Source organism: Lysobacterales bacterium (assembly GCA_019634735.1).
In the GTDB taxonomy this organism is placed as follows: domain Bacteria; phylum Pseudomonadota; class Gammaproteobacteria; order Xanthomonadales; family UBA2363; genus Pseudofulvimonas.
On sequence record JAHCAT010000002.1, the window covers coordinates 212,447 to 235,832 of the forward strand.

Annotated in this window: 17 protein-coding genes; 6 read left to right on the forward strand and 11 right to left on the reverse strand. The window is 70.9% G+C overall.

From position 1 onward, the window contains the following. Nucleotides 1-18: 18 nt before the first annotated feature. The 3 genes from KF823_03595 to KF823_03605 are packed head-to-tail and all read left to right on the forward strand — an operon-like array spanning nucleotide 19 to nucleotide 2,669. On the forward strand, nucleotides 19-1,152 hold the full coding sequence (locus tag KF823_03595; GenBank protein ID MBX3724982.1) for a COX15/CtaA family protein: 1,134 nt from the start codon (nucleotides 19-21) through the stop codon (nucleotides 1,150-1,152). Between the two features lie 46 nt (nucleotides 1,153-1,198). Further along, nucleotides 1,199-2,116 carry a heme o synthase gene (locus KF823_03600; GenBank protein MBX3724983.1) on the forward strand — a complete coding sequence of 306 codons (918 nt, stop codon included), beginning with the start codon at nucleotides 1,199-1,201 and terminating at the stop codon, nucleotides 2,114-2,116. 10 nt (nucleotides 2,117-2,126) lie between these two features. Then, nucleotides 2,127-2,669 (forward strand): hypothetical protein, encoded by a 543-nt coding sequence (locus KF823_03605; protein ID MBX3724984.1) that lies wholly within the window; start codon nucleotides 2,127-2,129, stop codon nucleotides 2,667-2,669. A gap of 251 nt (nucleotides 2,670-2,920) precedes the next feature. Here the strand turns inward: KF823_03605 and KF823_03610 are convergent, their stop codons facing one another. The 4 genes from KF823_03610 to dnaG form a co-directional block, all read right to left on the reverse strand. Beyond that, complete coding sequence (locus KF823_03610) at nucleotides 2,921-3,877, reverse strand: hypothetical protein (GenBank protein ID MBX3724985.1); 957 nt, start codon at nucleotides 3,875-3,877, stop codon at nucleotides 2,921-2,923. Nucleotides 3,878-4,168: 291 nt separating this feature from the next. Further along, nucleotides 4,169-6,133 carry a S9 family peptidase gene (locus KF823_03615; GenBank protein ID MBX3724986.1) on the reverse strand — a complete coding sequence of 655 codons (1,965 nt, stop codon included), beginning with the start codon at nucleotides 6,131-6,133 and terminating at the stop codon, nucleotides 4,169-4,171. Nucleotides 6,134-6,261: 128 nt separating this feature from the next. Then, entirely contained in the window at nucleotides 6,262-6,735 is a 474-nt protein-coding gene (locus KF823_03620; protein MBX3724987.1) for a hypothetical protein, read from the reverse strand. Nucleotides 6,736-6,822: 87 nt separating this feature from the next. After that, nucleotides 6,823-8,553 (reverse strand): DNA primase, encoded by a 1,731-nt coding sequence (dnaG, locus tag KF823_03625; GenBank protein MBX3724988.1) that lies wholly within the window; start codon nucleotides 8,551-8,553, stop codon nucleotides 6,823-6,825. Between the two features lie 154 nt (nucleotides 8,554-8,707). Between dnaG and KF823_03630 the strand changes: the two genes are divergently transcribed. Then, on the forward strand, nucleotides 8,708-10,387 hold the full coding sequence (locus KF823_03630) for a hypothetical protein (GenBank protein ID MBX3724989.1): 1,680 nt from the start codon (nucleotides 8,708-8,710) through the stop codon (nucleotides 10,385-10,387). Nucleotides 10,388-11,203: 816 nt separating this feature from the next. On the opposite strand, the gene KF823_03635 is transcribed toward KF823_03630, so the two are convergent. From KF823_03635 to KF823_03645, 3 genes are all read right to left on the reverse strand, one after another. Next, complete coding sequence (locus tag KF823_03635) at nucleotides 11,204-12,511, reverse strand: hypothetical protein (GenBank protein MBX3724990.1); 1,308 nt, start codon at nucleotides 12,509-12,511, stop codon at nucleotides 11,204-11,206. 20 nt (nucleotides 12,512-12,531) lie between these two features. Next, entirely contained in the window at nucleotides 12,532-14,250 is a 1,719-nt protein-coding gene (locus KF823_03640; GenBank protein MBX3724991.1) for a hypothetical protein, read from the reverse strand. Nucleotides 14,251-14,495: 245 nt separating this feature from the next. Continuing rightward, nucleotides 14,496-14,780 carry a hypothetical protein gene (locus KF823_03645; protein ID MBX3724992.1) on the reverse strand — a complete coding sequence of 95 codons (285 nt, stop codon included), beginning with the start codon at nucleotides 14,778-14,780 and terminating at the stop codon, nucleotides 14,496-14,498. Nucleotides 14,781-14,853: 73 nt separating this feature from the next. Between KF823_03645 and KF823_03650 the strand changes: the two genes are divergently transcribed. After that, nucleotides 14,854-17,007 carry an alpha/beta fold hydrolase gene (locus KF823_03650; protein ID MBX3724993.1) on the forward strand — a complete coding sequence of 718 codons (2,154 nt, stop codon included), beginning with the start codon at nucleotides 14,854-14,856 and terminating at the stop codon, nucleotides 17,005-17,007. 55 nt (nucleotides 17,008-17,062) lie between these two features. Here the strand turns inward: KF823_03650 and KF823_03655 are convergent, their stop codons facing one another. Continuing rightward, nucleotides 17,063-17,620, reverse strand: a complete 558-nt coding sequence (locus tag KF823_03655; GenBank protein ID MBX3724994.1) for a sigma-70 family RNA polymerase sigma factor — start codon at nucleotides 17,618-17,620, stop codon at nucleotides 17,063-17,065. Nucleotides 17,621-17,795: 175 nt separating this feature from the next. Between KF823_03655 and KF823_03660 the strand changes: the two genes are divergently transcribed. Continuing rightward, the gene (locus KF823_03660) at nucleotides 17,796-20,192 is read left to right on the forward strand and encodes a serine/threonine protein kinase (GenBank protein ID MBX3724995.1); all 2,397 of its coding nucleotides are present in this window, start codon (nucleotides 17,796-17,798) and stop codon (nucleotides 20,190-20,192) included. Between the two features lie 109 nt (nucleotides 20,193-20,301). Here the strand turns inward: KF823_03660 and hslU are convergent, their stop codons facing one another. The 3 genes from hslU to KF823_03675 all read right to left on the reverse strand — a co-directional run bounded on the left by hslU (nucleotide 20,302) and on the right by KF823_03675 (nucleotide 23,379). After that, a complete protein-coding gene (hslU, locus tag KF823_03665) occupies nucleotides 20,302-21,654 on the reverse strand; it encodes an ATP-dependent protease ATPase subunit HslU (protein ID MBX3724996.1) in 1,353 nt (450 codons plus the stop codon). 126 nt (nucleotides 21,655-21,780) lie between these two features. Next, the gene (gene hslV, locus KF823_03670) at nucleotides 21,781-22,377 is read right to left on the reverse strand and encodes an ATP-dependent protease subunit HslV (protein ID MBX3724997.1); all 597 of its coding nucleotides are present in this window, start codon (nucleotides 22,375-22,377) and stop codon (nucleotides 21,781-21,783) included. Nucleotides 22,378-22,458: 81 nt separating this feature from the next. Continuing rightward, nucleotides 22,459-23,379, reverse strand: a complete 921-nt coding sequence (locus KF823_03675; protein MBX3724998.1) for a tyrosine recombinase XerC — start codon at nucleotides 23,377-23,379, stop codon at nucleotides 22,459-22,461. Between the last annotated feature and the right edge of the window lie 7 nt (nucleotides 23,380-23,386).

Genomic DNA, 23,386 nt, shown 5'->3' on the forward strand with positions numbered 1-23,386 from the left:
GCCCCCGCCGCCCTCGCCATGAACGATCCTGTGATCCGCACCCTGGCCCGCCTGGCCACCGTCCTGACCCTGGGCGTGATCGTGCTGGGCGCCTTCGTCCGGCTCTCCGATGCCGGCCTGGGCTGTCCGGACTGGCCGACCTGCTACGGCAAGGCCACCTGGCCGCGCAGCGAGGCGGCGATCGCGACGGCGAACGAGGCCTTCCCGGAACGCCCGGTCGAACTGCCCAAGGCCTGGAAGGAACAGGTGCATCGCCACGCGGCCGCGGTGCTGGGTGTGCTGGTCCTGGCGCTGGCGCTTCGCTCGAACTGGCGGCGGTCCCTGGCGCGCAATACGCTGTTCGCCGCGGCCGCGGCCGCGGCCATCGGCACCGTCCTGTACATGCGGGGACATTCCGGCGCGTCGGTGACCTTCTCGGTGCTCGCCTTGGGCCTGCCGCTGCTGGTCGCCTGGCGGCCGGGCCAGAGCGCCAGGCCGTGGGCGCGCTATTCGGCCGTGCTGCTGACCGTGATCATGTTCCAGGCCATGCTCGGCATGTGGACGGTCACCTGGAAGCTTAAGCCGGTGGTGGTGATGGCGCACCTGATGGGCGGCCTGACCGTGCTCTGCCTGCTGGCCTGGCTTGCGCTGCGCAGCGGACCATCCACCCGCACCCTGCCTGGTGCGTACTGGCTCCGGCCCTGGCTGTGGCTGGGCTTCGCCGTGCTGGCCGCGCAGATCGCCCTGGGCGGCTGGACCAGCGCGAACTACGCCGCGCTGGCCTGTCCGGACTTTCCCACCTGCCTGGGCCAGTGGTGGCCGCAGACCGACTTCGCCGAGGCCTTCGTGCTGTGGCGCGGCATCGGCGTCGACTACGAGGGCGGCATCCTCGACGGCACCGCGCGCGCCACCATCCACCTCAGCCACCGGATCGGCGCGATCGTCGCCAGCAGCGTTCTCCTGGTCGTGGTGGCGGCGCTGCTCCGGATACGCGGTCTGCGCTGCGATGCGGCCGTCCTGGTCGGCCTGCTGGCCGTGCAGATCGCCCTGGGCATCAGCAACGTGGTGTTCGGCCTGCCGCTGGCCGTGGCGACCGCCCACAACGGCGTTGCCGCGTTGCTGCTGGCGCAACTGGTCCGGATCCTGTCGCGGGTCAGCCCGGTCCGGGGCTGACCGCGGCGGCGGCTACAATGGCGACCCGTTTCCGCCCGCAGTCGCCGTGAACCGTGCCCACGCCCGCTCGACCTTGGCGCAGTACCTGGAGCTGACCAAGCCCAAGGTGGTGGCCCTGCTGGTGTTCACCGCCGTGGTCGGCATGCTGCTGGCCGTGCCCGGCCTGCCGCCCTGGCAGCCGATGTTGTTCGGCACCCTGGGCATCGGCCTGGCCGCCGCCTCGGCGGCAGCCATCAACCACCTGCTCGACCGTCGCATCGACGCCGTGATGGCGCGCACCGCCCACCGGCCGCTGCCGGCCGGCGGCCTGGGCGCGCGACAGGTCCTGGTGTTCGCGCTCGCCCTCGGCGCGCTGGCGATGGCGATCCTGGTGCTGCTGGTCAACCTGCTGACCGCGGTGCTGACCTTCGCCTCGCTGATCGGCTACGCCATCGTCTACACCGTGTACCTCAAGCGGGCGACGCCGCAGAACATCGTGATCGGCGGCGCAGCGGGCGCCGCGCCGCCGGTGCTGGGCTGGACCGCGGTCACCGGCGAGCTGCACGCGCACGCCCTGCTGTTGTTCCTTATCGTGTTCGTCTGGACGCCGCCGCATTTCTGGGCGCTGGCCCTGTATCGGCGCGAAGACTACGCGCGGGCCGACATTCCGATGCTGCCGGTCATCTACGGAGAAACCTTCACCCGCTGGCACGTCCTGTTCTACACCGTCCTGCTGGTGCTGGTCACCGTGCTGCCCTGGTTGACCGGCATGAGCGGCCTGTTCTACCTGGGCGGAGCCCTGGTGCTGGGCGCCGGCTTCCTCTACTACGCGGTGCGCCTGCTCGACCCGCCGGATGAGCAGTTCGCGATGCACACCTTCGGCTATTCGATCGTCTACCTGATGGCGCTGTTCGCCTTCCTGCTGATCGACCACTATCTTGTGCCGCCGGGCAACGAGCTGATCTGGCGCTTCACCCCCACCTGAGTCTCCGGCCATGGCGAGCAACCGATTCCGACTGTACGACGCGGCCGGCCTGGCGCCGGTGATGGTGGCAATGGCCGGCCAGGCGCTTGGCCTGGTCGACGACCGGCCGTTGGTCCTGGTCGGCGTGCTGCGGCGCGGTGCGCCGCTCGCGGACCGCCTGGCCGACGCCCTGCGTGCATTGCGGCCCGAGATCGACCTGCGCCGCATGGACCTGAAGGTCAAGCGCTACGGCGACGACCTGACACTGCTGCACCCCGAGACCCGGCTCGAGGCCGACCCGGGGCAGGCGGCGGCGAACTTCCACGGCCAGCGCATGATCGTCGTCGACGACGTCCTCTATCAGGGCTGGTCGGCGTTCCGGGTGCTGGAGTTCCTGCGCGGACAGGGCGCCGATGCCATCCATCTCGCGGTTCTGGTCGACCGCTGCTGCACACGCCTGCCGGTCCGCGCCGACATCGTCGGGTTGCGCCTGCAGATCGCGCCCGGCGACGTCATCGAATGCAACGCGCCGCCCTACGAGGACGAGTTCGCAGTTGATCTGCTGCGCCTCTAGCAGGCTGTCAGCAACAGGCAGTCGGACGCCGATCTCCCGGTTCGAAGACGACCGCTTCGGTCGTTCTCCACGTCGTCCATCCGACGCCGGGCTCGAAGCGTTGCCGGGGCGCCGCTTGCTGGCGCGGTCGAGGGGTAGCGGTGCGGTTCCCGATTGCCGCCTGCGGGCGGCGCTTCGACGGGAGCGCGTCCGGACCTGCGCCGGACGGGCGACTTGAAAGACGACCAGGATGGTCGCTTCTCAACAAGCTGCTAGCCGAAGCCGGAACGAAGCAGGCGGTCCAGGATCAGATCGAGATCGTCCAGGGTGGCGCGATCCAGCGGCGTGATGTCGTAGCGGCTGCCGCGGAAGAACACCACGCCGTTCATCAACTCGTTGATCAGGCTGGCGCCCTCGAGGCGCAGGCGATCCAGCGCGCTGCCGGAGGGCGGCGCCGACAGGCTGAGCATCCTGCATCCCGGCTGCGGGGCCGGCCGGCCATTCCGCCACTGCACCTGCGGCAACGGCTGTCGCGTCGGGGCCGGCAGGCCGGCCACCGGGTTGCCCCAGTGCTTGTTGTTGCCGGTGGTCAGGTCAGGCGCGCTTCCCCAGCGCCTGACGGCGCGCGGGCCCGTGAACAGGGTCGGGGCCCCCGGCTGCATCCAGCGGTCGAAGGTGCTCCAGAAGGTCGGCGGCGGCACACCGGTCTGCAGATCGGCCCAGCCGTTGTAGCCGATGATGTGGCCGATCTCGTGCAGGGCCACGCTCATGGCGTCGGTACGGTCGGCCGGCACGGGTGCGATGCGCGCCACGGGATCGGGGTCGAACCACAGCTCGTCGCGCAGGTAGGCCAGTCCGAAGGTGACGAAACCGTCGGGTTCCCCGGCATTGGGATCGTTGCCGGTGCGCAGCTCGCTGGCCACCCCCTGCTCGAAGGTGTTTCGTCCATTGATCACGCCGACGAAGGTGCTGGTGACGCTGGATCCGTTGGCGGTCGGCACGTTGGCCACCCGCACCTCGATCTCGATGGAGCGGGCCGCGGTCACGCCCATGGCCGCCGCCCAGCGCCGCCCGGCCTCCTGGATGTGGCTCGTGACCTGGGCGCGCTCGGGCACGGTCAGCACACCGGCGCTTGCGTCGAAGCTGATGTTCCAGGCGACCTGCGCCAGGGCGGTCGGTGCGGCAAGCAGGGCTGCCAGCAGGGGCGGGAGGTATCGGGTCGGACGCATGGCGGATCCTTGGTGGCCTCACTGTCCATGACGCAGAACCGGGTCCGTTTGTGCCATGGCCCGGCCCGATCGCTTCATCGGGCCGCTACGGCGGTCGCCGCGCTCCGCGCGGTGGCTCGACCTGCCTCGTTGGCCGGTTCCACATGGAGACCACCATGCCGTCCCGGCCCGGCCGTCCGCTGCCCGGACTGCACCGAGATCTCGACGGCCTCGTCAGGCGTCCCCGCGAAACATCCGGGCAGGTGGATATCCGGAATCCGCGGCGCCGGCGCGTCGCGGTGGCAAGGGGACCTATTGGTTATCGGCCGGTGGCAGCAGGTAGCGCTTCCAGAACAGCATCGCCGCAGCCTCGTAGTGGTCGCGGTTGCGCTTCTTCGCGAAGCCATGCCCCTCGTCCTCGAACAGCAGGTACCAGACCGGGCTGCCGTTCTCGCGCACCCGGGCCACGATCTGCTCGGCCTCGCTGGCCGGCACGCGCGGGTCGTTGGCGCCCTGAGCGACCAGCAGTGGGCGGTCGATGCGGCCGGCATTGGTCAGTGGCGAGATTTCCTTGAGGAACGCGTGCATCGCCGGGTCGCGCTCGTCGCCGTATTCGGCGCGGCGCAGGTCGCGCCGATAGTCCTGGGTGTTGGTCAGGAACGTCACGAAATCCGAGATTCCGACCACGTCGATGCCGGCCCGCAGGCGTTCGCCGAAGTGCACCAGCGAGGCCAGCACCATGTACCCGCCGTAGCTGCCGCCAGCGACCCCGACGCGTCCGGCATCCAGCTCCTGCCGGGTGGCGATCCAGTCCAGCAGGGCGCCGATGTCGCGCACCGCATCCTCGCGCAGGCGGCCGTCGTCCAGGGCCAGGTAGGCCTTGCCGTAGCCGGCCGAGCCGCGCACGTTGGGCACCAGCACCGCAACGCCCAGCTCCCGGACCAGGAACTGGAACAGGGGCGCGAACACCGGCCGGGCCTGCGCCTCGGGGCCGCCGTGGATGTTGACCACGACCGGGAACGGGCCGTCGCCCGGCGGGCGGTAGTAGAAGGCCGGGATCGTCCGCGCGGCACCGTCGATCTCGTCGAAGGTCGGGTAGCGCACCAGGGTCGGGGCCACGAAGGCGTCGGCGTTCAGGCCGCCCACTTCGCTGCGCGTCCATCGGCTGATGCCGCCGTCGGCCAGGTCCACCACGTAGACGTCGCTCGGTGAGCGCGCGCCATTGACGGTCACTGCCAGGCGGTTGCCGTCCGGCGAGAAGCCGCCCAGCGCCACGACGCCGACCGGCAACGCGGGCAGGTCGACAGGCGTTTCTCCCGGCAGCGCCAGAACGTGCAGCCTGGAGATGCCGTCCTCGTTGGCGACGTAGGCCAGGTGCCGGCCGTCGGCGGCGACCGCCAGGCCCTCGACATCCCAGTGCAGGTCGGCGGTCAGCGCACGCCGGTGGTCGCCGTCGAAGCTGCGCCAGCGCAGCCGACGCACGTCGTCGTCCTGGTCGGCAACGTAGTACCAGCCCTTGCCGTCGGGTGCGAAGGCCATGGCGCCGTAGCCGACCCTGGCATCCTCGGCCTGCAGCGGCGTCAGCCGGCCGTCCGCCAGATCGAGCAGGTGCGGCCGGCTGTCGGCGATCGAGACGTAGCGCAGCACCAGAAGGCGGCTGTCGTCCGGGCTCCAGGCGGCGGCGTACCAGGTGCCTCCGGCCTCCAGAACCGGCTGGCTGATGCCGTCCAGTCCGACCACGTGGAGGTCGCTGTCGCGGCCGTTGCGGCGCGTCGTGGAGTAGACGATGCGGTCGCCGGCGTTCGACCACAGGGCCCGTTCGTTGCGCGACCGTCCGTCGCTGAGGCGCAGCTGCTCGCGGCTGTCCAGGTCGAGATGGTGCAGCTGCCAGAACTCGCTGCCGCCGACATCCATGCTGAACAGCACGCCGGCCCGTTCGCCGGGTCGGGCCGCCGGCGCCAACACCGGTTCGGCCTCGAAGGTGAGCTGCTCGCGCGCTGCGCCCGGTGCCGCCACGCGATGCACCTGGTTGGTATCGCCGAAGCGTGTCCCGATCAGCATGCCGCCATCGGGCAGCCAGCCCGCGAAGCTGGCGCCGCGGGTGTTCTGGTAGCGCGCCAGGCGTTGCCGCAGCTCGTCCGGGATCGCCGGGATGCCCTCGCTGACCACGTTGCCCGAGCGCTGCCGCTCGACCGTCGGGGCGGCGGGCTCGGACCGGGCGCAAGGCGCGCCACTGGTGGCGGCCAGCAGGCCGGCGATCAACAAGGCATTGCGCATCGGGAAGACTCCTTGGCGAGCGATCGCCCGAGTCTATCCGGCACGCGGTGCCGGGTCGGAGCGCAGCCGCGGCAGATGGCCGCCCCGTTGCGGCATGCGGAGCCGCCGCGCGGTATCCGCGACCGGGGCTACCAGGCGCCTGCCGTCAGCGCTGCCCCGAACACCCGTTCCGCGGTGCCCGCCTCGATGCGCACGTAAACATGCAGCTCGCGCTCGAACACGATCGGCTCGGGCAGGCCGAAGCTGGCGCGCACGCTGCCGGCCATGCCGGGGTCGTAGACCAGGCCGACGCCGCTGTTGATCTGGCCGCCCAGGCGGGCGGGACCGGCACCCAGTCCGGTCAGCCAGACCAGCCGGCCATCGACGTCGACGTAGGCCGCAAGCTGCGCGGCATCGGTCCCCATCGCGGTGACCTCGGCGGCCAGGAAGGCCCCGGGGCCGCGCACCCGCGCCAGGGTCCAGATGCCCGGTCCGGGCGCGACATGCAGGTCGCCATGGCGTTCGACCTTGCCGACCTGGGCCGGCAGCGGCAGGGCCAGGGCAAGGGCGAGCAGGGCCAGGGCGGCCAGCGCGGATCGACGGATCAGGCAGGGCTTTCGCATTTCGGGTCTCCATGGGCTGTTCCCGTCCAGAATCCCGGAAGGAGCCCGAGCGAACACCCGCGGCCGGCAGGGTCGCCGGCGTTCGACTCAACCGGCGATGGTGCGCGCGTGCTTGCGCTGCAGCAGGGTGCGCAGGGCCTGCTTGCCGGCCTCGTCGAGCTCGCCGCCGGCAAGCAGCGTCTGCAGGTGCGCCAGTTGCCGGTCCTCGGCCTGGGCGGACAGCCGTTCGATGGCGCCGACCAGATCGCTGCGCCAGCTGTCCAGGTCGCCCGGCAGGTCGAGCATGGCCAGCCTGCCAAGCGCTTCGCGTCCCGGGTGCTCCTGGAAGTGCTCGAGCAGGCTGGCGGTGTGCGCCTCCGGAAGGGCCCGGCACAGGTCGAGCAGTTCGATCAGCAGGGCGATGCCTGGCTGGTCCAGCGCCGCGAACGGCCACGGCGGTTCGACCGCACGCGCCAGGGCGGGCTGCTGCATCAGCAAGGCGATGGCATGCCGCACCAGGCTGCGTCTGGGGGCCGGAACGCGCCTTCGCGCGGGCGCCGCCGGCGCCGCTGGGGCGGGTATCCGCAGGCTGCCGGTGCGGGACTTGAGTTCGGCCAGCATCAGGTCGCGGAACACGCCGTCGGGGAGTTGCGCCAGCAGGGGCCGGGCACGCTCGGCGAGCTTGGCCTTGCCGTCCAGGCTGGCCAGGTTGGTGTCCCGGGACAGCTCCTGGAAAAAGAACTCGGACAAGGGGGTGGCGGCGGCAAGTCGCGTCTCCAGGCCGGCGGCGCCTTCCTTGCGGACCAGCGAGTCCGGGTCCTCGCCCTCGGGCAGGAACGCGAAGCCGGCCTGGCGACCGTCGGTCAGCCGGGGCAGGGCCGACTCCAGCGCCCGCCAGGCCGCCTGGCGGCCCGCGTGGTCGCCGTCGAAGCAGAAGCAGACCTCGGGCGCGTTGCGGAACAGCAACTCGGCGTGTTCGCGCGTGGTCGCCGTGCCCAGGGTGGCCACTGCCTGGGTGATGCCGTGCTGGTGCAGGGCGATCACGTCCATGTAGCCCTCGACGACCACCAGCCGGGCAAGTCGGCTGCCGACCTGGCGGGCCTGCCACAGGCCGAACAGCTCCCGGCCCTTGTGGAACAGCGGCGTCTCCGGCGAGTTCATGTACTTGGGCCCGTCGGCGGCCTCGAGGACCCGGCCACCGAAGGCGATCGGCCGTCCGCGCCGGTCCAGGATCGGGAACATCACGCGGTCGCGGAAGCGGTCGTAGCTGCCGTTGCGGCCGCCCTCGATGAGCAGTCCATGGCGCAGAAGCTCGGCGTGCCGGTCGGGCGAGGTGGCCAGCGCCCTGCGCAGGCCGTCCCACTCGCCCGGCGCGTAGCCCAGGCGGAAGCGCTGGCGCAGCGCCTCGCTGACGCCGCGTCTTTCGAAATAGGTGAGCGCCCCGTCGCTGCGTGCGAGCGCGGCTTCGAACCAGGCGGTCGCCGCCTCCAGCAGGGCGTAGGCCTGGCCGCCGTCGTCCCGGCGGGGCGCCGCCCCGCCTTCGTAGGGAACGGTCAGGCCGGCGCGCCGCGCCAGCTCCTCGACCGCATCGACGAACTCCAGGCGGTCGTACTCCATCAGGAAGCGGATCGCGCTGCCGTGCGCGCCGCAGCCGAAGCAGTGGTAGAACTGCTTGGCCGGGCTCACCGTGAAGCTGGGCGAGCGCTCGTCGTGGAAGGGGCAGCGCGCCTGCCAGTCGCGGCCGGCCTTGCGCAGGGGAACGCGTTGCTCGATCACTTCGACGATGTCGACGCGGGCGAGCAGGTCGTCGATGAACTGGGAGGGGATGCGGCCGGCCATGCCGCAACGATTCTCCCATGACTGGCCGGCGCCGGCCGCGGCCACCCAGGCGCGCCTGTAACGAAACCTGGACGTCGCGTCCACGCAGGCCGTGCCACGGTACAGCCGGCCGGCACCGCAGCCCTGGAGTGCCGGGCGAACCCGGAGGTCCGCTATGCACCTTTCCTGGCCTGTTCGCGCCGCAGGCGTGACGTTTCTCGTCCTGACCGGCATTCATGCTGAAGCCGCGGATATCCGGGTGCCGGCCGATGCGCCGTCGATCCAGGCGGCGATCGCCCTGGCGCAGGCCGGCGACCGTGTCCTGGTCGACCCGGGCACCTGGCCCGGCCCCGTGGACTTCGGTGGCAAGGACATCGTCGTCGAGTCGCTGGCGGGACCGGCCGACACCGTGATCGACGGCGAAGGCGCGGCGGGTTTCGTGGTCACCTTCGCCAACGGCGAAGGCCGCGATGCGGTCCTGCGTGGCTTCACGGTGACCGGTGGCTTCGGCCAGGGCGGATCCATGGGCGCAGGTCCGGGTGGCGGCGTGCGCATCGTCGGGGCCTCGCCCACGCTCGAGGGCAACCTCATCACCGGCAACGCCGGGGTGCTGGGCGGCGGCGTGAGCGTCGTCGACGGCGCACCTGCCCTGGTCGGCAACAGCCTGTCGGGCAACACGGCCCTGCAGGGCGGTGGCCTGTACGTCCAGGGCGGCGCCCTGGACGCCCTGGACAACCGCTTCGAGGACAACACGGCCGTGCAGTTCGGCGGCGGCGCAGCGGTGCTCTGGGGCGCGGCAGTGCGGATGACGGATTCGCTGTTCGTCGGCAACACCGCCAGCAGCTTCGGCGGCGGCCTGTACGCCGGACACGCCAGCCTCGATCTGGTCGGCAACGATTTCATCGGTAACGGCCGGGCCGATGCCGGCAGCTCGCCCGGCAGCTGGATCCTGCGCACCTCGGGCGGTGGTGCCATCTATGCCACGGGCAGCAGTGGACGCATCGACCGCAGCCGCCTGCTCGACAATGTCGCGGCCTTCGGCACCGCCCTCTATGTCGCCGGCGGCGGCAATCTCGAGATACTCAACAGCCTGTTCGCCGGCAATGCGCTGGCGTGCGGATGCGGGACCGGCGTGGTCTACGCGAATGCCGCCAGCCCCAGACTGGTCAACATCACCCTGGCCGACAACGGCGGCTTCGTCGGCGTGTTCACCACCTACAACGCGTTTCCGTCGATCGCCAACAGCATCCTCGCCGGCCAGGTCTCGCCCACTGCCGGCAATGGCCAGGCGCAGCTGGCCTGGTCGCTCTACCAGGGCACGCCGTTCGCGGCGTCGCTCGGCGACGGCAATCGCGAGGGCGACCCGCTGCTGGATGCGCAGGCAGACTGGGCGCCGCTGGCCGGCTCACCGGCGATCGACGCGGGCGACAATTTCGCCGTGCCGGCCGATGTCCTGGCCGACCTGGCCGGCAACCCGCGTTTCCGGGACGATCCCGACACACCCGACAGCGGCAACGGCGCGGCGCCGCTGGTCGACCTGGGCGCCATCGAGTTCGATCCAGGCGCTGCCCTCGTGGCGCTCCACGCCAGTCCGGCGGGTCGTGAGGGCGGATGGGATATCACCGTCGAGCTCGGTCGACCGGCGCGGCTCGAGGTCCATCTTCTGGACGGCAAGGGCAATCCGCTGCGCCGGCTTGCCGATGCCGACCATCAGCCCGGCACCGTCACCCTCCATTGGAACGGCACCGGCCCGCGCGGTGCGCCCCTGCCGCCGGGCGACTATCTGATCGAGGCGCGGGCCGGGCACGAACACCGGCACCTGGCGCTTTTCCTGGGTGCGCGGAGACCAAGATAGTCAGGCGTCGCGATGGACGTTTGTCTAGGGTCGGCGCTGCCTCTGAACCGGGATCCGAACCGCGATCCCGACGGTCAGGTCTCGCGCGAAACTGGCAATTGCCCAGACGGGTAACGTTCTTCCGCGCTTCGCGGTCGAACCTTCCCGATCGGGATCATGGCCGGTAGGCATGAGCGAGAACCTGCCCTGGCAGGGAGCAGCGGCGGAGGCGGTCGAATGGCGAGAAGCTGCTGGACGAGTGTCTGCCGCAAGTAGAGTTCGCCTGCCGGCTGTAGCTCTCGCGCCAGTGGGCGGCGCGCTGAGCGACCCTGTTGCGCGCGGGCTGCGAGGAGGCGCTGCAGGATCCGCTAGGGGAATCGCCCATGCTGCATCGCCGCTGCGGCACAGAGGCCTGTCGGCAATGGCCGGCGGAACCTGCTTGAACACCTGCTTCAGACCCGTCAAGGGCTCGATCGAGAGCGCGTAGATCATCGGGTTTCCCGACCCCCTCAAGCGGCAGATCGAAATGCCACTGCTCATCGTCCGGGATGGTCTGGCCGCCCACCGGGCCCGACAGGTGTGCCAGCGGGTCGACCGCTTCGACGGCGCGATCCGGCCCGAGCGCCTGCCCGCCCATGCTGTGGTACTGGGTATCGTGGAGCACAAGGGGGCCTGCCTGAAGAGCCAGACACTGCCCAACGCTTGCGCTCGCGGACTCGCCCAACTGACGGGTACCGCAGTGCAAGGCTGTCGTCGGTGCAACAAAGGCCAACGCTTGTGGCGGTGCTCTGGAAGCAGGCCAGGCTGTCCGGATGATTTGGCCTGGTGGCACCAGCATCAATGGGCCAGGTTGCCGAGCAGGGGCGGAGTTTCGAAGCCGTTTGCGAAAATCAGGTTCGCGCTGCGCAGGCGCTGACCGTGGATCTGCTGGCGGTGAGGCGCATCGCCGTTGTCCCAGATCACCATCGCACGACCATCAGGCTGCATTGCCACCCAGGGCCAGAACTGCGAACCGACTACAGTCGTGTTGACCCGGAACTCGGTCGAGGTCAGTGAGCCGTCGGCCGGAACGTGTCGTGCATAGATGCTCCACGGCGTCCCGTCCTGTAGCGCGCTGGCCCAGACGACCAGCGCGTTTCCCCCCGCATCGATGGCCGGCACCATGCCCTGCTTCTGGCTTTCGAACTGGTGAACCTGAAAGATCGTGCTTGCTGGTTGGCCGCTGGCGTCCAGCCTGCGGGCGACGATCCCGTTGAGCTGGCTTCCGGCAGGCCGCTCCCGCCAGATGACCAGGCCCGCTCCATGGCCATTGACGACCACTCTGGGCGCGGTTTTGATCTGGGCAGAGGCGGTGCTGATCACGATCGTCCCGCCCTGCGGACTGCCCGAGGCCGAGAAGCGCTGCGCCTCGATGGCATACTGACCGCCACTCCACTGCGGCCAGACGGCCAGGAAGCCTCCGTCCGGAAGGTGGGCCAGCGATGGCGCTGTAGCGGTCTGACCGCCGCTGCGGTATTGGAATTCGCCTCCCAGCGGCGTGCCATCAGCCGCGTAGCGCTGGCCGAAGTAGCCGAAGCCGCCGTCGCTGGACGTAGACTCCCAGGCGATGACAAAGGCGCCGTCGGGCGCCATAGCCACCGTGGGTCGGCGATGATTGCTGCCGGTACCGGCATTGGCCTGGAACTCGCCGCCCTGCGGCAGGCCGTTGCTGGCGAATCGCTGGCCGCGGATCATCCAGCGTACCTGACCGGCGATGAGTTGCTGACTCTCCCAGACGATAACGAAGCTGCCATCTGCGCTGACGGCCACTGCAGGCTCCGACTGGTGACGATCCCAGTCGGTGTTGACCTGGAACTCGTCCCCCAGCGGCAAGCCTTGGGCATCGAAGCGCCGGGCATAGACCCCCAGGAAACTACCGTCCTGATTGAAACTGGTCCAGGCGGCAATGTAGACGCCGGCGGCATCGGCGGCCAGTGCAGTGCGTTCCTTGTTGAAGGTGGTGTCGTTGCTGACCACGAACTCATCGCCGTCCGGCAGGACGCCGGCCTGTGTCGTCATCGTGATCAGGCCTAGGAACAGCGCCAAGGCCAGGCGCGACGCCCGTGCAAGGGAGTTGCCGTAGTGCATGGCGATTCGGGTGCTCATGGCGTCTCCAAATCAGACCACTACAGATCCGGTGCGCTCTGCAGCCCGTCGTAGAAGATCAGGTCGCTGTTGCGCACGATGTGCGAGGTCAGAAAGCGCTTCGGCCCGGTGTCGCCGTTGGAGTCTTCATCCGAAGCCCAGCCGGCCAGCGTGAACTCGCTGCCGCCCGGTCGCGGCACCAGCGCGGTGAACTGCGAACCGGGAAACACGCCGATGCTCTGCAGGGAGTTCAAGCTGCCGTCGTTGGCGTCGACATGCATGAAGATCGGGCGGCGGATGGTCGGGCCGCTGCTGGGGTTGCGCAGGAGATAGCCGGTGACGTAGACGCCGCTGCTATCGACGTGCAAGCCCCGGCCGGCGGCGATATGCAGGGTGTGCGTGGAGGCCGGCAAGGCGCCGCAGCCTTCGCCGACCGGAAAGAGTTGCGGAGTGAAGCCGGCGCAGCCGCCATAGACCCGTCGGCCCAAGGGCCCGAAACTGCTGTCGAAGACCCCATCGACCAGCTTCAGCACACCGATGCCGTTGGCTAGGTCGCGGTCGACATCCACCGAAAGAAACAGGTGCTCGGACGTATTCGACCCGACCCCGACGGCACGATTGTGCAGCGCTACGGCACGGTCGACGTTGTTGCCGCCGTCCCAGACCATGGAGCACACGATTCCGCTGGGCGCAAAACCGGCATCGGCCTGGTCGCTGGCGTTGACACGCAGCAGGCAGGGGTATCGGCCCGAGGTTGTGCTCGAACCGGTATTGAAGGTGTAGGCGACGTAGTAGCTTGAGTCGAGGAACACGGCGCTCTGGCGACGGAAGCGAATGTCCGCCGGGATGCGTCGCCCTGGCAGGAAGGTCGTCACCGAGCCCTGCGAGAGGCTGCCGTTGGCGTTGATGTCCCAGCGCGTGACCCAGAATCCGCCGTTCTCGCTGGTCGCCGAGGTGCTGCGCCGGCCGAGCACGATCAATTGCTGGCCGTTGCTGTCCATCGCCACGGCGTCCCGGATCGTTTCGGAGTCAGGGTTCGACGAGGACCAGCTGTAGTGACTGCCCCCGAGGCTGAAGCGGATGATGATCGGGCGGCGCTGGCCGTTTTGGAGCTGGGTGGCCAGCACGTAGATGAATGAACCTTGGATCAGGACATCCTGGACTGAGTGAATGAAGCGGGTGACGCCCCAGCCTGAGGCGGTGTCGTTGCCCGGGAAGCGGGCAGCCTCACCGCTGGCCAACGAGTAGTTCGTCTGGACGTGGGGCCAGGCCACGCGGCGTCCGTATCTGTCGTAGCGCACCAGCGCCACATGGGTCACGTTGTTGGTGCTCGTGCTTTCGCCGACCACCAGGATCTCCCCGCCGGGCATCCGGGTGGCTGCGCGGGCGCGATACACACCAGCATCGGGCTGGTTGAACTGATCGATCCCGAACCCGGCAGCGACGTTGCCGCGGCGCCACCGGCGGTGCGGGCTGTAGCCGGTGGCCGAGGGGCCGCCCTGCACCAAGGCATCTTCTATTGCCTGTGGGAGCAATCCGCCCAGGAGGTCCGCGATGTCCTGGTCGCTGAGACCGTTGTCCAGGGCGATCAGCTGGTCCCACAGCTCGTCGGTGAGCGCCGCCTCGCTGGGCGCCGGAACCGACAGTCCAGCCCTTGGTGGCTGGGCGCTCTCGCACAACGCCAATGTCGGCAGCAGTACGCCAACGCACAGGGTGCTGATGAATCGTGAGGAGAACACGGGGGAGCGCTTCATGGCCACATCCTCGAAGGGGAACCTGCCTGCTCAAACGCCCGTCCTCGACGAACCGAACATCGCCAGGCCACGCCTGGTGTCTCTTCCTGGCTGCCAGCAGGCGCCCGGTTCGGGCCGGTCAGGGCAACGTGCGGCGCCGCAGGCGCATCGATGCGTCCTGTCTGGCCGGGCGCAGACCGTCGCAACCACCCGATTGGACTCACGGCGGGCACCCTCGTCCGAGGTCCGGCCTGGGGGTGAGAGGGCCCTCCTCAACCGTGGTGTCGCCGGGCAACCCCGGTTGCACCAGCGAGCGGATTATCAGATTGGCCAGTCTGCTCGAGACTCGATCTGCGGCCGGAATAGTCGTGGCGATTCACCACCACGTCCACGGCGACGCCGATCAGGATCTCCGGCAGGACGTCGAACACCTTGTTGAGGACCGACCAGACGGTCGCCAGGCGGATGTCGCCGCGGCGATCGGCGGCATGGCCAAGCAGGCGCTTGAGTGGGTGCATGGTCGGGCGGTGGGGCTCGGCGGGCGACGCGGCCAGCAAGCATAGGGGGGGCGCCCCACCGCGCCGCGCGCGGGCGGCTATGCTTGCGCGGTCCATTCCCGGGAGGGTCCCCATGTCCATGCGCATCGGCCTGCCGGCCGCAGTCCTGCTGCTGGCCGCGTCCGCACTCGCCGCCCAGCCGCCCGACGCGCCGGTTGCGCCGCCGGAATTCGACGAGGCGATCGCCGCGCCCTTGATCCCGGAACCGACCCCGCCCCCGGCGGCGCTGGCCGGCGACCCGCTGGCCCTGCCTGGTGACGATGTACCGCCGGCCATCGAGTGGCTGCGTGCGCCCCGCGCCGAGCCGGTGGTCTGCCCGTTCCGGGGCCAGATCGACTACCGCCCTGGCGAGATCGAGTGCGGTCTGATCCAGGTGCCGGAAAACCGCGAGGTTTTCGGCAGCCGCAGCATCGAGCTGCACTATGTGCGGATCCTCGCCAAGGGTCGCGATGCCGACGGCAAGACGGTCGAGAAGCGCGCCGACCCGGTGATCTACCTGACCGGCGGCCCGGGCGCGCCGGCCACCTACTACGTGCAGCGCTTCAAGGACCATCGGCTGGTCGAGCGCCGCGACCTGTACATCCTGGAGCAGCGCGGCATCGGCAGCTCGAGCCAGTTCTGCCGCTTCTATGGGAGCCGCAACCGCGCCGACAAGGTGCGCGATGACTACGTGGCTCAGCAGCGGGTCGAGCTCGAGCAAGCGCGCGCCTGCGCCGACCAGGCCCGTGCCCAGGGCGTCGACCTGCGCGGCTACAACACCATCGAGAACGCCCGCGACGTGCGTGCGCTTCGTCTCGCCCTGGGGCTGGTCGACTGGAACGTCTGGGGCATCTCGTACGGCTCGGTGCTCGGCCAGGCGCTGGCCAGGATCGATCGCGAGGGCATCCGCGCCATGGTGATCGACGCGATCGTGCCGATCGACATGGGCGACCTGATGCGCATCGGCCGCTGGTACGCCCGCGACCTCGACAAGCTGGATGCGGCCTGCGCGGCGCAGCCCGCCTGCGCGGCCGCCTACCCCGACCAGCGCCGGCGCTACGAGGCGGCGATCGCCGCGGTGCTCGAGCAGCCGGTCGTCCTGGACGTGCAACCCTCCGAGACCTGGCCTGGCGGGCGGGCGGTGCTCCATGCCGACCTGGTCGCCGGCCTGCCGTTCATGCTTCTCTATGAGGAAAAGACCCACGCGGCGTTGCCGGCGATCATCGAAGGCCTGATCGATGCCGTCGAGCGCCGCGACCCGGTGGTGTTCAAGGCCCTGGCGCTGGGCGCCGATCTTGGCGGCCCGGGCGGCAACGACTTCGGCGCAGGCATGTCGATGGCGATCCGCTGCCAGGACGGCTACATGGACGCCATGGCGCGCCAGGTCGCCGAGGAGCACGCCGAGCAGCCGGTGCTCGCGCGTGCCTTCACCAGCCTGGAACTGGCCGCCGAGGCACCGGCGGCCTGCGCACAGGCCGGCCTGCCGATGCGCACCGGGGCGGACTATGCGCCATTGCAGACCGACCTGCCGATCGTCGTCGCCAACGGCGCCTGGGACCCGGTGACGCCGCCGCCGCTGGCGCGCTATGTGGCCGAGCGGCTGGGCAACGCCCGTTACGTCGAGTTCCCGCATGCCGGCCACGGGCCGACCCGCTCCCTCAAGTGCGGTGGCGAATTCCTCAACGCGTTCTTCGACGACCCGGCCGCCCCCCTGCGCATGGATTGCGTCGAGGAGGGTGGCAAGGCGGCCACCTACATCGCGCCGTACTGGGCCACCCAGGCGTTCGCACGTGGCGTCGCCTTCGTCGCCGAGCAGCCGCGCAAGGCGCTGCTGCCGTACCTGGCCTGGGCCGGCCTGGCCTTCGGCATTTCACTGCTCGGCCTGGTCGTGCTGCTGTTCTCCTGGCTCGGGCGCCGCATCGACCGCGCGCCGCGGCCGGCGGGCAGTCTGCCGCGCTGGGCGACCGGCCTGGCCGCGCTGGCTACGGTCGGACACGGTGCGGGCATCGGCGTGGCGGCCGCGCTGGCAGCGCGCGCGACACCGGCGATGCTGCTGTTCGGCCTGCCCGGTTGGGCACTGTGGGCCGCCTGGGCGGCGCCGGTGGCCGGCGCGCTCGGCCTGCTCGCCCTGGTCCTGGTGCTGGCCGGTGGCCAGGGTCGCGCCGGCAAGCTGGCCTGCGGGCTGGTCGCGTTGGCAGCGGTCGCAGCCTCCGGGTTCTCCTGGTGGTGGGGCCTGTGGCCAGTCTAGGCCGGGTCCTGCCGGACCGGCAGCGGGCGTTTCACTGCCCGCTGTCGCGCCCGGGCTACTGGCCGGCGACCATCGACTCGTACAGCCAAAGTCGCGTCGACTGCCAGTGCCGCTTGACCGTGGCTGGCGACTGACCGAGCGCCTGCGCGGTTTCCTCGATGCTGAGGCCGCCGAAGTAGCGCAGTTCCACCAGGCGCGCGCGTTCCGGGTCGACGTTTTCCAGCCGTGCGAGCGCGGCATCGAGGTCGAGAAGATCGACCCCGGGCGCCTCGGCGGGCAGATCGACCTGGGTCAGGCTGACCCGGGCGCCGCCGTCGCGCTTGCCACGCCCGCGGCCGCGCGCATGGTCGATCAGGATCTCGCGCATCACCCGCGCAGCCAATGCCATCAGGTGTCCACGGACCTGCGCGGTGGGCGGCTGGCCGCCGGCCAGCCGCAACCAGGCCTCGTTGACCAGGGCGGTCGGCTGCAGGGTGTGGCCGATGCGCTCGTGCCGGAACAGACGGTCCGCCAGGCGGTGGAGTTCGGGGTAGAGCGCCGCGACCAGACGGTCGCCGGCGCCGGTGTCGCCGTCCTGCCACTGCGCCAGCCATTGCGTCACCGGTTCCGGCATGGCCGGCAGTGTAACGAGCCGGGGCGCATCCGGACGGCCCAGGGCTGGCCCGGATGTTCCATGTGGACGCCGCTGTGGCCGCCGGTCTGCGCACCGCGACGCGAACCCGGCGCCCCGGCCACGCGTGCTCATGCAACAACCGGGCTAGACTGCCGATGCGGGTCGGGAGGAGACCATGGCCGACGAGCCGGCATCCGAAGGGAAGGTGCTCGACCTGCTCGAACAGGTGCTCGAACTGCCGCCGTCCGGGCGGGCAGCGTGGCTGGACGCGGCCGGGCTGGCGCCGGAACTGCGCCTGCGGCTCGAACGCCTGCTGGCCCTGCAGACACGCGCCGACCGCTTTCTTGGCCAGGCGCCAGCGGACCCGCTGACCGGCCTCCCCGGTCCCGGCGAACGGTTGGGGTCCTGGGAGATCGTCCGGCCGCTGGACGCTGGCGGCATGGGCGTGGTGTTCCTGGCGCGACGTGCGGACGGCAGCTACGAGCAGCAGGCGGCGGTCAAGCTGGTACGGCCCGGTGGTCCGGGCGCGCCGTCCGGCCTGGAGGCGGCACTGCACGAGCGCTTCGCCACCGAGCGCCGCCTGCTGGCGCGTCTGGACCATCCGAACATCGCCCGGGTCCTGGATGGCGGAACCAGTCCGGACGGTCTGCCGTACCTGGTCATGGAGTACGTGGAGGGCGCCGGCCTGCTGGCCCATTGCGATGCGGCCGGTCTCGGCCTGCGCGCCCGGGTGGCGCTGTTCCGCAAGGTCTGCGCCGGCGTCCAGGCCGCGCACCGGCACCTGGTCGTGCACCGCGACCTCAAGCCGCAGAACATCCTGGTCGGTGCCGACGGCGAGCCGCGCCTGCTCGATTTCGGCATCGCCCGCCTTCTGGAGGGTGGCGACGCCGGGACCGGCGCCACCCAGCTTTCGGCCATGACGCCGGCCTATGCCAGCCCGGAACAGCTGCGCGGCGAACCGCTGACCACCGCCTCGGACATCTTCTCGCTGGGCGTCGTCCTGTACGAGCTGCTGACCGGAACACGACCGTGGATCCTTGACGGCGCCGGGCTCGCCCAGGCCGAGCGGCTGGTCAGCAGCACTGCGCCGCGCCCGCTTCGCCAGGCGTTGGCCGGCGCCGACCTGCCCGACGCCGAAAGGCAGCGTCGACTGGCGGTATCCGGGCCGGACCTCGAGCGGATCGTGGCCAAGGCCCTGCACCTCGACCCGGTGCGCCGCTATGAGACCGCCCAGGCACTGGCCGACGACCTGGGCCGCTGGCTGGACGGCAGGCCGGTGCTGGCCCATCCCGACTCCACCGGTTACCGGCTGATGCGCTTCCTGGGCCGGCACCGGGCCGCGAGCGTCGCGGCCGGCCTGGCCCTGGCGGCCATCGTCGCGGCAGCGGCGGTGGCGATGGCGCAGGCCCGGCAGGCCCGGCTCGCGGTCGCCGACCTGGGGCGCGTCAATGCCTTCCTGGCCGAGGTCATCAATGTCTCCAACCCCTACCTGGCCGGTTCCGAACTGACCCTGGGCCAGGCCCTGGACGAGGCGGCAGCGCGCCTGGAGCAGCATTTCCAGGGTCGGCCGGACCTGGCGCTGGACATCCGCCTGGTCCTGGCCGACAGCATGCTGGGCCGGTTCCGGTTGGATTCGGCCCAGAGCCAGCTGGAACGCGCGCTTGCCGAGGCGAGCGCCCTGCATGGCCACGACGACCCGCGCACGCTCCAGGCGCTCGGGCGGCTGGCCTCGCTGCGCAAGGACCAGAGCCGCTTCGACGAGGCCTCCGCCCTGTTCGAGCAGGCCCTGGGCCGGCTCGGCACGGTGGCCGCGGACACCGCGCAGCTCGCCGCCCGCCTGCTCAACGACTACGGGACCATGCGCCTGATCGAGGAGCGCTTCCCCGAGGCGCAGGCGCTGCTGCAGCGCGCCGTGGACATCGACGCGGCGCACCCCGGCGCGGTGCCCGAGGCGTCCCGCGCCCAGACCCTGGGCAACCTCGCACACGCCGCGCGCGGCCAGGGCGACCTGGACCGCGCCGAGGCGCTGTACACACAGGTGCAGGCGGTGTTCGAGCGCGTCTATCCGGAGGGCGGCCCGTTCCCGGCCATCGTGCTGAACAACCGCGCGCGGCTGGCGCGGGCCCGCGGCGACCCGGAGACGTCGATGGCCCTGCTTGAGCAGGCGGTCGCGATGCACCGGCGCAGCTTCGCCGGCGACCACGCGCTGGTGGTCACGCCGATCACCAACCTGGCCATGCAGGCCCTGGACCTGGACCGTCTGGACAAGGCGGCGCCCGCCGCCGAGGAGGCCGTGGCGATGGCCGACCGCCTGTACGCCAGCCAACCCCATGCCTACCAGGCCAACGCCCTGGTCGCCCTGGTCGGCGTGCGCCTGGCGCAGGACCGGGTCGCCGAGGCGGCGCAGGCGCTGGGCCGCGCCGAGGCGGTCCTGGCGGCCCTGGCGGCGGCGCCGGAGTCCACCGTGCGCCGGGTCGCGCAGCTGCGCGAGACTGTGTGCCAGCGCGCTGCCGGCGCACCCGGCTGCCCGCCCGCCGTCGCCGGGCCCGTCGTGCCTGCCGGCTTGCCCTGAGGACGAGGACGCACCGCGCGGATGCCGCCCGGCGCCAGCGGCCGGGTTCGGCGCCAAGCGCGCAATGCCGTCGCAGGCAGGAGGCGATCCGGCGCCGTTGCGCCGGCGCTCAGAGGATGTAGCGGCTGAGGTCCTCGTGCCCGGCCAGCGCGGCGAGGTGGGCGTCGACGTAGGCGGCATCGATGACGTAGCGCTCACCGGCCTTGTCGGGGGCCTCGAACGAGATGCCGTCGAGCAGACGCTCCAGCACCGTGTGCAGGCGCCGGGCGCCGATGTTCTCGGTGCGCTCGTTGACCGCGCAGGCGATCTCCGCGAGCCGCGCGATGCCCTCGTCGGTGAACTCGATGGCGACCCCCTCAGTCGCCAGCAGGGCCGAATACTGGCGGGTCAGGGCGTTGTCCGGTTCGGCAAGGATGCGCCGGAAGTCCTCCACGGTCAGCGCCGACAGCTCGACGCGGATCGGGAAGCGGCCCTGCAGCTCGGGGATCAGGTCGCTGGGCCGGGCCAGGTGAAAGGCGCCGGAGGCGATGAACAGGATGTGGTCGGTGCGCACCGGACCGTATTTGGTGCCGACCGTCGAACCTTCCACCAAAGGCAGCAGGTCGCGCTGCACGCCCTCGCGGGACACGTCGGCGCCGGTCACGTCGCTGCGCCGGCAGACCTTGTCGAGCTCGTCGATGAAGACGATGCCGTTCTGCTCGCAGTTGTGGATGGCGGACTCGCGCACCTCGTCCTCGTTGACCAGGCGCCCGGCCTCCTCCTCGACGAGCTGGGCCAGGGCCGCCTTCACCTTCAGGCGGCGCTTCTGGGTGCGACCGCCGCCCAGCGACTTGAACATCTCGCGCAACTGGCCGGTCATCTCCTCCATGCCGGGCGGCGCCATGATATCGATGCCCGGCCCGGCGGCGACCAGTTCCAGCTCGACCTCGCGCTCGTCGAGGGTGCCCTCGCGGAGCTGCTTGCGCAGCTTCTGCCGGGTGTCGGCCTGCGGGTCGTCGGCGTCGGCGGCCTGCTCGGTCCAGCCCATCGGCCCACTGTGCTGCTGTCGGCGCGGCAACAGGGCATCGAGCAGCCGCTCCTCGGCGGCATCCTCGGCCTGGGCGCGGACGCGCGCCTTGGCGCGGTCGCGCTGCATCTTCACCGCCGCGTCGGCGAGGTCGCGGACGATCTGCTCGACGTCCTTGCCGACGTAGCCGACCTCGGTGAACTTGGTGGCCTCGACCTTGATGAACGGCGCCCCGGCCAGGTTCGCCAGTCGCCGCGCGATCTCGGTCTTGCCGACGCCGGTCGGACCGATCATCAGGATGTTCTTCGGCGTGACCTCCTCGCGCAGCCCCGGATCGAGCTGCATGCGCCGCCAGCGGTTGCGCAGGGCGATCGCCACCGCCCGCTTGGCGGCGTGCTGGCCGATGATGAACTTGTCCAGCTCCTGGACGATTTCTCGGGGGGTCATGGCGGACATGCTTGAGGGCCGGGACAGGGGACAGGGGACAGGGGACAGGGGACAGGGGACAGGGGACAGGGGACAGGGGACAGGGGACAGGGGACAGGGGACGGGCAGTCTGGGGTGGATGTGCGAAGAGCGCCCTCAGGTGCGATCCCCGGTCCCTGGTCCCCGGTCCCCGGTCCCCATCGACATCCCGAGCTCCTCGACCACCCGATTCTGGTTCGTATAGATGCAGATCTCGCCGGCCACCTCCAGCGCGTTCTCGACGATGGCGCGGGCATCCAGGGACGTGTGGTGGAGCAGGGCGCGGGCGGCGGCCTGGGCATAGGGGCCGCCGGAGCCGATCGCGATCAGGCCGTCCTCCGGCTCGAGCACGTCGCCGTTGCCGCTGATCAGCAGCGAGGCCTCGGCATCGGCCACCGCCAGCATCGCCTCCAGGCGGCCCAGGCGGCGGTCGGTGCGCCAGTCCTTGGCCAGCTCGACGGCGGCGCGCACCAGTTGCCCGCCGTGCTTCTCCAGCTTGGCCTCGAACAGCTCGAACAAGGTGAAGGCGTCGGCGGTGGCGCCGGCGAAGCCGGCCAGGATGCGGCCGTCGCGGCCCAGGCGGCGGACCTTGCGGGCATTGGCCTTGACCACCGTGTTGCCCAGCGTCACCTGGCCGTCGCCGCCCATCACCACCCGGCCGTCGCGGCGCACCGAGACGATGGTGGTGGCGTGGAAGCTGGGCGTCTGGCTCACGGTCGTGCTCCGCAGCGGATGGAAACGCCGATCTTGGGCCTTGCCGACGCGATTGCAAGGGGCGGTGCCCTGCGCGGCGGGTCAGTCCGGCTTGCGTCTCGCGCGTGGATGGGCGGCATCGTAGACGCGCGCCAGGTGCTGGAAGTCGAGGTGCGTGTACACCTGCGTGGTGCTGATGTCCGCATGGCCGAGCAGTTCCTGGACGCCGCGCAGGTCCTGCGAGGATTCCAGCACGTGGCTGGCGCAGGAGTGTCGCAACAGGTGCGGGTGCAGCCGCTGCGGCAGCCCGTGGACCAGGCTCAGGTGGTGAAGTCGGGCCTGCACCGTGCGCACAGAGAGATGGCCACCGGCCCGGCCCGGAAAAATGTGGTCGGCGCCGCCGGACAGCGCGCGCCAACGCGCCAGGGCGGTGCGCGCGGCGGCACCCACCGGCACCACGCGGGTCTTGCCGCCCTTGCCGGTGACGCGCAGTTCGGTGAGCCCGGCATCGGCATCGCGCCAGCGGGCACCGACCAGTTCGCTGACGCGCAGACCGGAGGAATAGGCCAGCTCGAACAGGGCGCGGTCGCGGGCGCCGCGCACGGGATCGTCGCCATCGGCGTCGCCCAGGCCATCCAGGAAGGCGGCCATCGCGTCGGCATCCAGAACCCGCGGCAGGCGTCGGCCGCTGCGTGGCGCGCGCAGGCCGACTGCCGGGTTGTGGGCGATCGCGCCTTCGCGCAGCAGCCATCGGCAGAAGCTGCGCAGCGCCGCCAGCCAGCGCGCCAGCGAACGGCCGGAAAGGCCGCGGCGGTACTCACGGGCGACCAGGCCGCGCAGCGGCTCGGTGGCCAGTGCCTGCCAGCCCGGCAGCGCCTGCTCGCCGACCCAGACCAGCAGACGGCGCAGGTCGCGGCGGTAGGCGGACAGCGTGTGCGGGCTCAGTCGCCGGGCCACTTCCAGGTGGCGAAGGAAGGCCTCGACGTCGGCGACCGGATCGAAGCCTGGCGCAGCGCCGGCCATGATCGTG

What these genes read in the sequence shown, in the direction of transcription:
- KF823_03595 (MBX3724982.1), top strand. Translation starts at nt 19, where the DNA reads ATGAACGATCCTGTGATCCGCACCCTGGCCCGCCTGGCCACCGTCCTG.
- KF823_03605 (MBX3724984.1), top strand. Translation starts at nt 2,127, where the DNA reads ATGGCGAGCAACCGATTCCGACTGTACGACGCGGCCGGCCTGGCGCCG.
- KF823_03610 (MBX3724985.1), bottom strand. Translation starts at nt 3,877, where the DNA reads ATGCGTCCGACCCGATACCTCCCGCCCCTGCTGGCAGCCCTGCTTGCC.
- KF823_03615 (MBX3724986.1), bottom strand. Translation starts at nt 6,133, where the DNA reads ATGCGCAATGCCTTGTTGATCGCCGGCCTGCTGGCCGCCACCAGTGGC.
- KF823_03620 (MBX3724987.1), bottom strand. Translation starts at nt 6,735, where the DNA reads ATGCGAAAGCCCTGCCTGATCCGTCGATCCGCGCTGGCCGCCCTGGCC.
- dnaG (MBX3724988.1), bottom strand. Translation starts at nt 8,553, where the DNA reads ATGGCCGGCCGCATCCCCTCCCAGTTCATCGACGACCTGCTCGCCCGC.
- KF823_03630 (MBX3724989.1), top strand. Translation starts at nt 8,708, where the DNA reads ATGCACCTTTCCTGGCCTGTTCGCGCCGCAGGCGTGACGTTTCTCGTC.
- KF823_03635 (MBX3724990.1), bottom strand. Translation starts at nt 12,511, where the DNA reads ATGAGCACCCGAATCGCCATGCACTACGGCAACTCCCTTGCACGGGCG.
- KF823_03650 (MBX3724993.1), top strand. Translation starts at nt 14,854, where the DNA reads ATGTCCATGCGCATCGGCCTGCCGGCCGCAGTCCTGCTGCTGGCCGCG.
- KF823_03655 (MBX3724994.1), bottom strand. Translation starts at nt 17,620, where the DNA reads ATGCCGGAACCGGTGACGCAATGGCTGGCGCAGTGGCAGGACGGCGAC.
- KF823_03660 (MBX3724995.1), top strand. Translation starts at nt 17,796, where the DNA reads ATGGCCGACGAGCCGGCATCCGAAGGGAAGGTGCTCGACCTGCTCGAA.
- hslU (MBX3724996.1), bottom strand. Translation starts at nt 21,654, where the DNA reads ATGTCCGCCATGACCCCCCGAGAAATCGTCCAGGAGCTGGACAAGTTC.
- KF823_03675 (MBX3724998.1), bottom strand. Translation starts at nt 23,379, where the DNA reads ATGGCCGGCGCTGCGCCAGGCTTCGATCCGGTCGCCGACGTCGAGGCC.